Genomic DNA, 12,051 nt, shown 5'->3' on the forward strand with positions numbered 1-12,051 from the left:
TTAATGTCTAAAATTAAACCATATTTTTATACCAGACAGAAGCTTTTAATAGGCATCCGGCGATATATTTACCTGAAGCCCTTAAGCAAGGTAACTTAAGCTTAATTGGAACTGTTGAGTATAAAGACTGTTAGAAGTCAACAGTGAATTGGTGGTTTGCCCAGGCGCAAGGCCAAGCTTGACTTTACCCCAGTCGGTAAATTCATAGCCGATCCCTGCACGCCAGTTGGTAGAGAAAGGCATTTCTATGCCCACTCCTGCTGTATAGGCAGCACTTGAGGTGGTTTTGTTTTTGAAAGCAGGCATGGCAATTGCCTCAAAAATCTTGGGATCATTTCTAAAGTTTGATGCCCGGTTAGAGGCAAAACCCAAACTGCCACTGACATAAGGCAGGAAATTATAGCCAACGTCAGCTAGTAACTTTGCCTTCACTGCCAGATGCGCATGGCGAACCTTGTAACTATAAGTAAAATTATCAAACAGGGGTTCAGCATCGTCCCAAATATCACCTTTTAATGTGGCTGATGAAATACCAGCAATTGCCAAGCCCAGTTGCCCCTGGATCATGGAACTCAATTGGCCGTTATAGCCTAAGAATAATTCTGCCGCCCATAAGGTATTATCGTTATCTTTTACAGTATAGGTTTTAACAATCTCGGGAGACAGCCACAAGGTTTGTCTTTTCTCCCCGTGCAACCACGCAGGCCCGCCGCTTAATGTGACAACAAGAGGCCAACCCTCTGACTGGCCATAGCGTCCCATTTGTCCTGCAGAGACAATAGCAGACCAGAAAATACTGCAGCCGACCAGTACAACAGCTATGTTTTTATGCATGATAAATCCTTTCAATGCAGAAACTTAAAAAAGCTATACTCTAGCGAAAAAACACGCATTATTCTAGAGAAGGTTTTTTATTTTGGTAATGAAATAGGGAATAGAACACCAGCCAATAAGACCTTCTATAACAAGAATTAATCCTAATGTAATATAAAAAAACTTCCCTGCCCCCACTAAGGCGGCAATGCATAACCCTGCACCAATTATTAAGCGGTTAATTCTATCTGTTCTATCTATATTACAAGCAAAAGACATGCTCACTTACTCCGTGTTTTGTATTGGCATTAACAGCCGAAAGACGCTCAATGTAGACTGCATTTCTTCCTGACTTAGACTTAAGCATAACGCACTCGATGCTGAACACCTGAAGATGGTTATCGCTACCAGACTAAAACCTTATCGATTTTCCTGCAGCATGTTCGATAAATTTCCTTTTCAAGGGTTTCAGGCGATCACAAATCTGCAAACCTAACCCACGTAATGTCACCACTGGCAATAAGGGGTTAAGGAATAAGGTTTTTAATCCTTCCATTAAGGCAATCACTTGCCAGACAGCATATTTACGCTGGCGTTGATAGCTTCCCAGGGCTTTTGCAGATAATTTATTACCTGCCTGTTCAAGAGAAGAAAGCCAACTGGCAACATCGGCAAGCCCCACATTCAGACCAAGCCCGGCAAGTGGATGAATTGTATGGGCGGCATCTCCTAATAACAGCCAATGTTTACCCGTGTACTTTTTAGCATGACGCATCAGCAAAGGGAAACAATGGCGCTTGCCATAAAGGCTCGCTTGCCCGAGCTTGCCAGCAAAAGCGCAGGTCAACTCCCGATTAAACTCATCCTCTGGAAGCGACATTAACCATTTTGCACGAACTGCTGTTGTAGACCAGACAATCGAACAACGTTTTTCATCTGTAAGTGGTAAAAAAGCCAGAGGACCATCTGGGTTAAACACCTGATAGGCTGTTTGCTGGTGAGATTTCTCTGTATCAACCAGAGCAACAATTGCCTGTTGATGATAAGGCCAGGAGGTTAAAGGCACTTCAAGTAATTGGCGGCAAACAGAATTAGCCCCATCAGCCACCATCAATAAGCGGCCTTGCCAACGACTATCATTACTGCTAACCAGAATAGAATCATCACCTTGTTTGATGGTTTCCACTTTACTGTCTGGGAAAAGAGCAATAGCCTGCTTCCTTGCCTGTTGCAACAACGCCTCTTTCAGCACCGCTTCTTCGACAATATGACCTAATTGCGGGGCGATAACCATACGGGTATCAAAATCAATATGGGCTTTGCTTGCGGCATCCCAGACATGCATGGATCGATAAGGTGAAACCCGCTCTTTATTTAACTGCTGCCATATCCCCAACTGTTGAAATAAGTCCTCCGATGCCAAATTAATTGCATATACCCGAGGATCAATGGTGTCTGTTTCAGGACGAAGCGACGTGGCATCAATTACCGCCACGGAAAATCCTCGATCCGCCATCGCCAATGCCGCTGTCAATCCTACAACCCCGCCCCCGACTATAAGAATATCGAACGCTTGGCTCATTGCTTATCCCCAATCAATGGAATCCCACAAACCAAATCAGGTGAAATACCGGCAAAACCACGGGCATAATAGCTAAGATTTTTACTTAGAAAAGAGAAATTATCCATTGCAACAAGGCCTAGGTTACGTGCCAGAGCCATTCCCGGCATGCGGCTGGTAAAGATTTTGATTAAGCCATCCGTCAGCTTTGTAATTGCTGCCTGATCATGTTGACGCATAGTCTGATAATGAGCAAGCATCGATTCATTAAGTCCACCCTGAACGATACACTGTGCCAGCGCAGCAACATCCCGCAAACCCAGGTTAAAACCCTGTCCTGCTACCGGATGCAACGTATGCGCAGCATTTCCTACAAACACCAAGGGCCATGCGGTGTGCTTACTCATAATCACTTGTCGCAAAGGGAAAACCACCCGCTGCCCCACTCGCACCAACCGCCCCATTCGATAACCAAATGTTTTTTGCAAAGCCGCCAAAAATGCCTTTTCATCGAAGGCCATTAATTGTTGAGCCCGCTCAGGCTCCAAGGCCCAAACAAGCGACGCCCGCTGCTGCGTCATAGGAAGCATCGCCAAGGGCCCTGAGACGGTAAAACGCTCATAGGCTTGCTGACGATGAGGTCTGGCCAACGCTATATTGGCGACAATAGCGTCTTGCCCATAAGCCTTAATCTTCACTGGTAAACCACTATATTGCCTTACGGCAGAGTCGGTGCCATCGGCAGCGACAATAAGCTTCGCTTGCACCCTCAGCAATCCCGCCTGGTTTTTAATCGTTGCTAATCCCTGGGCTTTATCCAGGGTGGTGAGTTGCGCAGGGGCGATGATTGATTCCTTTGGCAGCAGTTGATATAAAGCATGGTTAATGTGTTGCATTTCAACAACATAACCCAAAGGCTGCTCTGGTTCACCAGATAAGTGAGTCGCACCGAAATGGGCTTGCTCAGACACATGAATCGCATCAATAGGAGTAGCATCCTCTATCAAAAGGGGCCAGATTCCAAGCATTTGTAAGATTCGTACACTGGCAGGTGATAAGGCGAGGGTACGGGCATCGAAATCTGTACTGATTTTATCACTCAGGCAATTAGCATCGACCAGTAAAGAGCTATATCCTTTATCAGCCAACGCCAACATCAGGCTTGCTCCCGTCAAACCACCGCCAATGATTAATATGTCTACCTGTCTGTCAGCCACGCATTAATGCCTCAATTTCTGTAATATCCACGGGCAATCCTGCCGTTAAGTTTTCATGGCCGTTCTTTGTGACCAGAACATCATCCTCGATACGTACCCCAATATTCCACCAGCGCTCCTCTACGCCGTCCATGCCTGCACTAATATATAACCCGGGCTCCACGGTTAATACCATGCCTGGCTCTAGCAAACGCCACTCCCCGTCAATTTTATAATAGCCAGCATCATGCACATCAAGCCCGAGCCAATGCCCTGAATTATGCATATAAAAAGGTTTGTAAGCTTCTTCAGCAATCAGCGCATCAACATTGCCTTTCAACAAGCCTAACGTACATAATCCCTCAGTTAAAATACGGACTATCGTTTGCTGTGGCTCATTCCAGCGGGCACCAGGTTTAATACATGCCATCGCCGCTCTTTGGGCATTAAGCACTATTTCATAAATGGCTCGTTGTTCCAGACTGAAATGACCATTTACCGGAAAAGTTCGCGTGATATCGGCTGCGTAGTTTTCAAATTCACCGCCAGCATCAATCAACACCAAATCACCCTCTCTTAAGGGTTGATTATTATCGGTGTAATGTAAAATGCAGCTGTTAGCCCCACTGCCGACAATGGGATCATAAGCAACACTACGGCAGCCGTTATAACTAAATTCATAAAGAAGCTCAGCTTCCAGCTGATATTCATTATCCGCCCTTCGACAAGCCTTCATTGCCCGTTGATGGGCTGCCACGGATATTTCAGCTGCTTTGCGCATTAAAGCAATTTCCGCCTTACTTTTAAACAGCCGCAGTTCAGAAAGTATCGGCTCCAAATCAAATAACGCCCCCGGGGCTTTCACCCCCCGTCTGATTTGCCGCTTCACCAACTGTAACGCCTGCAATATCCGTCTTTCATAGACAGGGTGGCGGCCTATCGCATAATAAATAGCGGTTTTATTAGCTAACAGCTCAGGCAGCTGGAAATCCAGCCTGTCAATAGGATAGGCCGCGTCCACTCCCAGCTGCTCAATCGCACCTTCCTGCCCCAGACGTTTACCCGTCCATTGTTCCTGGGTAGGATTAAGCGGCCGATTGAATAAATAACTTTCTCCTTTCTGGCCGGCGATAACCAATAATAAAGCCTCCGGTTCATTAAAACCGGTCAGATAATAAAAATCGCTATCCTGGCGGAAACGATAATGCGCATCACCGTTTCGTAATACCTCATTAGCAGCAGGGATGATGGCTATAGCACCTTGCGGTAAACCGGCAGCCAGCTGACGACGCCTTGCCTGATACTCTTGTTGTGTAATCATCTACCATCCTTTATCAATGCACTGAAATTCCTTACCAGTCAGCCAAGCTGTGTGAATCTCCATTATGGCAATACTCAAATTTGATAAATTAGTGTGTCATATTGCCAGAATCATGGTCTTGCAATAAATCTTCATATATACGCAAGACTGCCATACGGGCATATTCACTGACTTCTACCAGCGCTTTTTCATCTTCCTCTTCGACCTCCAGCGCTTCATAGTCTAATTGCGCGAACTCAAGAATATGGTGCAAGGCTTCCTGAGATTCCTCCTCATGCAATTGTTCATGGCCGATACCCGCCATCGTCATTCCCTGAGCAAACCCCTCGCACCATTCGCCAAAGGCTTGGGCCCGAATCATTAAAGATTCTGTTTCATCAGGCAACAACAGTTGAAATGTAAAATCAAAATTGGCGAGTTGCTGCTGACTAATGGCAAAAACATCAAACATAGCAAGTGCTGCCACACGAGTCTCTTCCTCTCTTTTGCTGTTAACGGTTAGCGCCCGCAAATAAGCTTCTCCCTCCAAAGGGGCGCCCGCGCACAGATAACCACACATGACACCATGCAGTTCACTACCAGAAACAGGCAGGGACAGCATTGAAATAGCATCAACAAAAGCATCATAGGCAGGAAGATGTAAGGGAGTGCTTTTCATAAATATAGCTCTCTATTAGCAAATAGAGTAATGATAACTGATTTGCTCGAGCAAACCAAAATTGTTACTATTTGAAAAGCACTGTGACAAGGAATAGGCTCCAAAATGACAATTTCAAAATCGTGCTCCATAAAACTAATGAACAAATCTTATGAAATTAAGTGCCCTGACTCTGAAATAGACAACCTTCAGCAAGCGGCAGAAAAACTAAATGAACATTTATTGCAAAATAAGAAAAAATTTAAGCAGCTTGATGACTTTCAGACACTGCTTCTTGCAGCACTTCATGTCAGCCATGAGCTGATCAGCTGCCAAAGGCAGCAAGAGCAACAAAGACAGCAAGTGACCCAATTTATCAGTTCCTTAGAAAATAAAATTCATCAGGTCGTTCACGGGAATATTACCCAGGATCCCCAAACTGACTAGTAACTGCTTCTTTCAATGATTAAACAGGCGGTTTTCCTTGTCGCAGGGTAGATGAGTCTTCAAGTTCGACGTCGAAAAATCATTGACAATAATACCCTGAATTGGAAAAACCGCACCTGAACTTATCTCTAATTCAGATACCTTTGCAAGAGGCCAAACAACAGACTTATCACTGCTTCTGGCCTATACTTATACCTATAAACATAAAAAACGTATGTTTGACAAAAAAGTGATTGAACACTATCCTTCTATTGTGCACCGCAACATAAAGGGAGATTATTATGCAACCGAATTATATAAATAACTGGACATCGATTGTGAATCAGATGCAAAAACCCATTCAAGAGATAATGGAGTTAAATGCACAGATCTTACAAAATATCAGTTATCTGAAACCAGAGGATCTGTCAAAAATCCGTAAACCAGAAGAGCTGATGGAAAAACAGGTTAGCGTGTTTGTAGAAAATGGCCACAAAGTACTGGATTATATGCAAGAAAGTTTCTCTATTTTTGAAAAAAGCCTGCTTTCTATTTCAAAAGAAGTCAAAAATAAAACAGAACAAGCAACCGAACAAGCCCGTAAGCACATGGCGGATATTCAAAAGAAGAAATAGCCAAAACACCAGGAAGCCTCTTTCCCGGGACACAAAAAATTGCAAAATAAGGCTATATTAAAACCATCTTATGGTATAATGATCCTAACCCGGCAGCGAGTGATTTATGAACCAATACTCGCATACAGGGGAGCGTTCTGCAGGCGGCGTTGAGCAGGCCCACATTAAGTGGGAAGCCTGAACCGTCTCATCTGTTCCCCACTTGAACCTCAGGGTTCAAAATCTTAGACTGTCGGGCCATTTTCTTTCCTGACATTATCCTGCATCAGGGTTTCATTGCGGGGTGTTATTCAAGTCAGAAGGACTGGTAATTTCCTGTTCCTGCTTCTCAAACTGCTCAACCAAACGACTTTGCTTTAAAGCCAGGCGTTCTATCATTCCTAACTTGACCGATGAACCTGTTAGAGAGGCTATTTTATTGAGAGCCGCCTCATTTTTTATCTTCGCTGAAAAAGAAAAAAAGGAATCCGGTTTGTTGTCCGCTTTGCACTCATCTACATAAGCGTATAAAGCAAATAAATACAATACCAGGCGAGAAAACTCAGCCCTTTTTGCGGGGAAGGATGAAGTCTTTAACTTAAGCTTGAGGGCAAAATTAAGCGCGGCCAGATAGGAGTGCTCTTCCAAAGAGGCAAAATCTGCTCTTAATTGCTCAACGCTGAAAGTTAATGTTGATGAATCACCGCTTTTTTCATATCGCCTGCTTTGCCTAAGCAGCACATTAAACCAGGGGTTTTCCTTCAGCGCAGTAATAAAGGAAGGACGGCCTTTAGGCAGCAAATGGCTTACCGCAACCACCTCTTCTATTTTTATTAACACCCGCCCCTCAATCAATTCTTTTTGGCTGAGAAGAAAATTCTGGCAAGCCAGAGGTTGATCTGCTATGCATCGAACAATAGCCTGCTCAGAGCGTCTTTCCTCATCCGTTGTATTGACCCGATAATGAATAAGCTGGGGAAGTAAATCAAGTTGTTCGGCTGTGCAATAATGATTAATCAGATAAAAAATAACCGCTAACATCGTCACGCTGCTTTTCACTTTATCCGCCTCTTTTCTCTGCTCCTGCAAAGAACGAATAGCAGTGGCCATATGCCCTAGGGGGTAATCATCCAATTGGTTTTTATCCGCATAACCCATTGACCGACTACACCGAATGATGAGCGGCATTAATTCTTCCAACTTCAGCCCGCTATCAGCCTGTTGCCCATAGTTATGAGCAAGTTTCGCATACAGCAAAGGATGAGCGGCATCCTCCCATTTGGCCTCAATGAGCTTCTTTTGAAAAGCCATCCACAGACTAACCTCGGCTTCCTCACTCCATTGATCCACGGGCAAGATTTTACTAATATCTTGCCAAAAATTATCAAGAATTGAATAAACCTCACTTTTAAGTTTTGAGGTAACCTCGGCCTTACCTGCTTCCTCATCCTTAAAAGGGGCAAGCAACTCCTTCAGTTCCAGACGATGAGGATTTTGGCTGGCCGCATTTAATTTCTCGATTTCTTTTTTTAATTCACTGATTAGCATTCCTTACCCCCCTGAAAAACTTAGTTCAACTTTTGCCACAAGAGACTTATAGTAAGACCAAATGGTTTAACTTAGCACTTATTTCGGTAAAAGAAAAATGCTTTCACTGTTATTAATCAGGTAGAAACAGATTTGTCATTCATGAAGGCTAACCAGCCTTTAATTGTTCCTTTAAGGCTAGTAACTCATCTCGCACCTTGGCAGCCAGTTCAAATTCCATATTTTTAGCATGGCTGTGCATCTGCTTTTCCAATGCCTTGATTTTTTTAGCCAGTTGCTCTGGGGAAAGCAGGGGGTAAAATGGCTGGCGTTCAGCAATTTGCGTTTTCCGTTTCGTGCTATAGACTCCTTCCATAATATCTTCAATCGATTTGCGGATACCCTTGGGGGTAATACCATGCATTTTGTTAAATTCAATCTGCTTATTACGGCGACGTTCTGTTTCATCCAGTGCACGTTGCATTGAACCGGTTACCGAATCAGCATAAAGGATTGCACGCCCGTTGATATTACGCGCCGCCCTGCCGATAGTTTGAATAAGCGAGCGATCGGAGCGCAAAAAACCTTCCTTATCTGCATCAAGAATGGCAACCAATGCAACTTCCGGCATATCCAGACCCTCTCTTAGCAGGTTAATGCCAACCAAAACATCAAATTCACCCAAACGCAAATCCCTGATGATCTCTACCCGCTCCACTGTATCAATATCCGCATGAAGATAACGCACTTTGACGCCATGCTCATGCAAATAGTCGGTCAAATCTTCTGCCATGCGTTTGGTTAATGTGGTGACCAGCACCCTTTCTCCCTGAGCAACCACCTGGTGAATCTCAGATAATAAATCATCGACCTGGCTCTTGACAGGACGCACCTGTACCTGCGGATCAACCAAGCCTGTGGGGCGTACTACCTGCTCAGCAACATTGTCTGCATGCGCTTTCTCATAGGGTCCCGGCGTTGCCGATACATAGATTGTTTGTGGGGCACGCCCCTCAAATTCCTCAAAGCGCAGCGGCCGATTATCCAACGCCGAAGGCAGGCGAAATCCATAATTAACCAGCGTTTCCTTCCGCGCCCGGTCGCCTCGATACATACCGCCTATTTGCGGAATCGTCACATGGGACTCGTCAATAATCAGCAATGCCTCAGGCGGCAAGTAATCAAACAAGGTAGGCGGAGGCTCTCCTGCATTGCGTCCGGATAAATAGCGGGAATAATTTTCAATACCTGAACAATAGCCAAGCTCCAACATCATTTCGATATCAAAAGAGGTACGCTGCTGAAGGCGCTGAGCCTCCAATAACTTATTTTGCTCAGTCAGTTCAGCCAGACGCAGACGCAGTTCCTCCTTCGCCCAATCAATGGTTTGCAAAATACGTTCGCGCGGGGTGACATAATGCGTCTTTGGAAAAATGGTTACCCTTGGCAGTCGCTGCAATATTTCGCCGGTTAACGGATCAAAACGGGCAATATTTTCAACCTCATCATCAAAGAGCTCGATACGGATTGCCTCCCTCTCTGAATCAGCCGGAAAAATATCAATGACATCCCCATGCACTCTAAATTGGCCTCGCTCAAGCGAGATTTGACTGCGGATGTATTGCATTTCAGCAAGTCGTCTTAAAATTTTACGCTGGTCAGACTGTTCTCCCCTGGAGAGATGTAATAACATACGCAAGTAAGAATCGGGATCACCTAATCCATAAATGGCTGAGACGGTAGCAACAATAATGGCATCTTTACGCTCAATCAGCGCTTTGGTCGCCGATAAACGCATCTGTTCTATATGCTCATTAATGGATGCGTCTTTCTCTATGAAGGTATCGGAGGCAGGCACATAAGCTTCAGGCTGATAATAATCATAATAAGAGACGAAATATTCCACCGCATTATCAGGAAAGAAGGTCTTGAATTCGCCATAGAGCTGTGCTGCCAATGTTTTATTGGGTGCCATGATGAGGGTTGGTCGTCTCATCGCCTGAATGACGTGCGCAATCGTATAGGTTTTCCCAGAGCCGGTAACGCCTAACAGAATCTGACGCGCCAAACCGGCTTTAAGCCCGTCGATTAAAGAAGCGATTGCGGTAGGTTGATCACCAGCAGGCTGATAATTTGCGTAAATTTTAAATAAATTTTTCATAATATAAACTATAACCGATCATTGGATTTTATGACAAACTCCTGTTTCTGACGTACCCTGACGGGGTAATCATCCCGCCAGACTCATCGGAGCACATAAAACACTGGTCAAAACAATGCAATAGGAGTAAATGATGGATATCGCACTGGCAGAACGTGTTCGCTCTGTAAAACCATCCCCCACCCTCGCGGTGGCCGCCAAAGCAGCGCAAATGCGCGCTGCGGGCTTAAACATTATCGGCTTAGGAACAGGTGAACCAGATTTCGATACCCCGCAACATATTAAAAATGCAGCCATTGACGCCATCAACGCCGGCTTTACCAAATATACTCCAGTCGATGGTATTGCGGAATTAAAACAAGCGATTATCAACAAGTTTAAGCGCGATAACAATCTAACCTACCAACCGAACCAGACCCTGGTTTCGGTCGGTGGCAAGCAAAGCATTTATAATCTCTGCCAGGCACTTATCGCCGAAGGGGATGAGGTTATTATTCCAGCCCCTTACTGGGTTTCCTATCCTGATATTGTTTTACTGGCTGGTGGAACCCCTGTTATTCTGGCATCCACACCCGCCAATCGGTTCAAGATTAGTGCCGCACAACTCGAAGCAGCGATCACGCCAAAAACCAAACTTCTTTTTCTAAACAGCCCATCAAACCCTTCGGGTGTCGCTTACAGCCTGGAGGAATTAAGAGCATTTGGCGAAGTATTAAAAAACCATCCCCAGGTATTTGTTGCGACAGACGATATGTATGAGCACATTATTTGGACTCAGCCCTTTGCTAATATTTTAAACGCCTGTCCAGAACTTTATCCCCGTACCATTGTCTTAAATGGCGTTTCAAAAGCCTACGCCATGACTGGCTGGCGCATTGGTTATGCAGCAGGCCCCGCCTCATTGATTTCAGCCATGACAACCATCCAGTCTCAATCAACCTCAAACCCTTGCTCCATTGCCCAGAAAGCGTCCGTTGCCGCATTAAATGGCGGTGAAGAAACCGTCAAAGAAATGGTGGTTGCATTTCACCAACGCCATGATTACGTAGCCCAGCGCCTGGATGAAATTCCTGGCATTGAAGTGATTCCAGCCGATGGTACCTTTTATATTTTCCCCAACGTGCAAGCTATTATTGAAAAACGAGGATTTGCCAACGATATAGAATTCGCGGATAGTTTATTACAAGAAGTTGGCGTAGCACTTGTACCAGGTTCAGCTTTTGGAAATGAAGGCTGCATCCGCCTGTCCTTTGCCACCAGCATGGATATATTGGAAGATGCCATGGATCGGCTGCAACGTTTTTGCAAATAACGGTGATGACAAACAGCCAGGAATGGCGTTCCTTAATGACTTTCAGTCATGATAGGCCAGCTGGATGGAGTATTGTTAGAACAACAAATATTCCATCTGGCCTTCAATACACCTGGAAGAGAAAAAACTTAAATTTTCTCATGAATACACTTGACCCATCATCAGAATCGTTTTAAGATTCGGCCTCATTCCCCGGTAGCTCAGTCGGTAGAGCGGATGACTGTTAATCATTAGGTCGGCGGTTCGAGCCCGTCCCGGGGAGCCAATTAAATCAAGATGTTAGCTCCAATCCATCCCATCCTTAAATTTTACGGCTCTTCCCCAAATCCGGGGGCACTAATCAAGAACACAAAACTTTAACCCTTAAACAAAATTGATTCAGTAATCGAATCACATGAAAGCGATCGGCGACAATCATCGCATTCGGAAAATAACGCCTGATTAACTTACGGTAACTGGAACTTAAATCAATGCAGACTACCT

Annotated in this window: 11 protein-coding genes, 1 tRNA gene, 1 other RNA gene and 1 pseudogene; 5 read left to right on the forward strand and 9 right to left on the reverse strand. The window is 44.8% G+C overall.

The genetic code is table 11. The features are described from left to right. Positions 1-81 precede the first annotated feature (81 nt). The 6 genes from E1O65_RS03465 to E1O65_RS03490 all read right to left on the reverse strand — a co-directional run bounded on the left by E1O65_RS03465 (position 82) and on the right by E1O65_RS03490 (position 5,549). Positions 82-834 (reverse strand): outer membrane beta-barrel protein, encoded by a 753-nt coding sequence (locus E1O65_RS03465; RefSeq protein ID WP_133132202.1) that lies wholly within the window; start codon positions 832-834, stop codon positions 82-84. Positions 835-897: 63 nt separating this feature from the next. After that, positions 898-1,092, reverse strand: coding sequence for a DUF2892 domain-containing protein (locus tag E1O65_RS03470; RefSeq protein ID WP_133132203.1), 195 nt, complete (start codon positions 1,090-1,092; stop codon positions 898-900). A gap of 133 nt (positions 1,093-1,225) precedes the next feature. Next, entirely contained in the window at positions 1,226-2,395 is a 1,170-nt protein-coding gene (locus E1O65_RS03475; protein ID WP_133132204.1) for a UbiH/UbiF/VisC/COQ6 family ubiquinone biosynthesis hydroxylase, read from the reverse strand. Further along, positions 2,392-3,591, reverse strand: coding sequence for an FAD-dependent monooxygenase (locus E1O65_RS03480; protein WP_133132205.1), 1,200 nt, complete (start codon positions 3,589-3,591; stop codon positions 2,392-2,394). The genes E1O65_RS03475 and E1O65_RS03480 overlap by 4 nt, the downstream gene beginning before the upstream one ends. Next, a complete protein-coding gene (gene pepP, locus E1O65_RS03485; RefSeq protein WP_133132206.1) occupies positions 3,584-4,891 on the reverse strand; it encodes a Xaa-Pro aminopeptidase in 1,308 nt (435 codons plus the stop codon). Before pepP ends, E1O65_RS03480 begins: the two co-directional genes overlap by 8 nt. Before the next feature lie 88 nt (positions 4,892-4,979). After that, positions 4,980-5,549, reverse strand: a complete 570-nt coding sequence (locus tag E1O65_RS03490; protein ID WP_133132207.1) for a YecA family protein — start codon at positions 5,547-5,549, stop codon at positions 4,980-4,982. A gap of 105 nt (positions 5,550-5,654) precedes the next feature. On the opposite strand from E1O65_RS03490, the gene E1O65_RS03495 reads away from it, so the two are divergent. The 3 genes from E1O65_RS03495 (at position 5,655) to ssrS (ending at position 6,832) form a co-directional block, all read left to right on the forward strand. Continuing rightward, a complete protein-coding gene (locus tag E1O65_RS03495; RefSeq protein ID WP_133132208.1) occupies positions 5,655-5,975 on the forward strand; it encodes a cell division protein ZapA in 321 nt (106 codons plus the stop codon). Positions 5,976-6,256: 281 nt separating this feature from the next. Then, positions 6,257-6,589, forward strand: a complete 333-nt coding sequence (locus E1O65_RS03500; protein ID WP_133132209.1) for a phasin family protein — start codon at positions 6,257-6,259, stop codon at positions 6,587-6,589. 83 nt (positions 6,590-6,672) lie between these two features. Beyond that, positions 6,673-6,832: non-coding RNA, 6S RNA (ssrS, locus tag E1O65_RS03505), on the forward strand. A gap of 30 nt (positions 6,833-6,862) precedes the next feature. Here the strand turns inward: ssrS and E1O65_RS03510 are convergent. Both E1O65_RS03510 and uvrB read right to left on the reverse strand, forming a co-directional pair. Then, the gene (locus E1O65_RS03510) at positions 6,863-8,116 is read right to left on the reverse strand and encodes a hypothetical protein (RefSeq protein ID WP_133132210.1); all 1,254 of its coding nucleotides are present in this window, start codon (positions 8,114-8,116) and stop codon (positions 6,863-6,865) included. A 148-nt stretch (positions 8,117-8,264) separates the two neighbouring features. Continuing rightward, complete coding sequence (gene uvrB, locus E1O65_RS03515) at positions 8,265-10,256, reverse strand: excinuclease ABC subunit UvrB (RefSeq protein ID WP_133132211.1); 1,992 nt, start codon at positions 10,254-10,256, stop codon at positions 8,265-8,267. Positions 10,257-10,389: 133 nt separating this feature from the next. Here uvrB and E1O65_RS03520 point away from each other — a divergent pair, with 133 nt between their 5' ends. Together E1O65_RS03520 and E1O65_RS03525 are read left to right on the forward strand one after the other, a co-directional pair. Further along, the gene (locus tag E1O65_RS03520) at positions 10,390-11,568 is read left to right on the forward strand and encodes a pyridoxal phosphate-dependent aminotransferase (RefSeq protein ID WP_133132216.1); all 1,179 of its coding nucleotides are present in this window, start codon (positions 10,390-10,392) and stop codon (positions 11,566-11,568) included. 189 nt (positions 11,569-11,757) lie between these two features. After that, positions 11,758-11,833: transfer RNA gene (locus E1O65_RS03525), tRNA-Asn, on the forward strand. 96 nt (positions 11,834-11,929) lie between these two features. On the opposite strand, the pseudogene E1O65_RS03530 reads toward E1O65_RS03525, so the two are convergent. After that, positions 11,930-12,051, reverse strand: a pseudogene (locus E1O65_RS03530) (transposase); the annotation flags it as partial.

The organism is Legionella sp. W10-070, from assembly GCF_900640175.1.
Taxonomy (GTDB): domain Bacteria; phylum Pseudomonadota; class Gammaproteobacteria; order Legionellales; family Legionellaceae; genus Tatlockia.

What these genes read in the sequence shown, in the direction of transcription:
- E1O65_RS03510 (WP_133132210.1), bottom strand. Translation starts at nt 8,116, where the DNA reads ATGCTAATCAGTGAATTAAAAAAAGAAATCGAGAAATTAAATGCGGCC.
- E1O65_RS03470 (WP_133132203.1), bottom strand. Translation starts at nt 1,092, where the DNA reads ATGTCTTTTGCTTGTAATATAGATAGAACAGATAGAATTAACCGCTTA.
- pepP (WP_133132206.1), bottom strand. Translation starts at nt 4,891, where the DNA reads ATGATTACACAACAAGAGTATCAGGCAAGGCGTCGTCAGCTGGCTGCC.
- E1O65_RS03490 (WP_133132207.1), bottom strand. Translation starts at nt 5,549, where the DNA reads ATGAAAAGCACTCCCTTACATCTTCCTGCCTATGATGCTTTTGTTGAT.
- E1O65_RS03495 (WP_133132208.1), top strand. Translation starts at nt 5,655, where the DNA reads ATGACAATTTCAAAATCGTGCTCCATAAAACTAATGAACAAATCTTAT.
- E1O65_RS03520 (WP_133132216.1), top strand. Translation starts at nt 10,390, where the DNA reads ATGGATATCGCACTGGCAGAACGTGTTCGCTCTGTAAAACCATCCCCC.
- uvrB (WP_133132211.1), bottom strand. Translation starts at nt 10,256, where the DNA reads ATGAAAAATTTATTTAAAATTTACGCAAATTATCAGCCTGCTGGTGAT.
- E1O65_RS03465 (WP_133132202.1), bottom strand. Translation starts at nt 834, where the DNA reads ATGCATAAAAACATAGCTGTTGTACTGGTCGGCTGCAGTATTTTCTGG.
- E1O65_RS03475 (WP_133132204.1), bottom strand. Translation starts at nt 2,395, where the DNA reads ATGAGCCAAGCGTTCGATATTCTTATAGTCGGGGGCGGGGTTGTAGGA.
- E1O65_RS03500 (WP_133132209.1), top strand. Translation starts at nt 6,257, where the DNA reads ATGCAACCGAATTATATAAATAACTGGACATCGATTGTGAATCAGATG.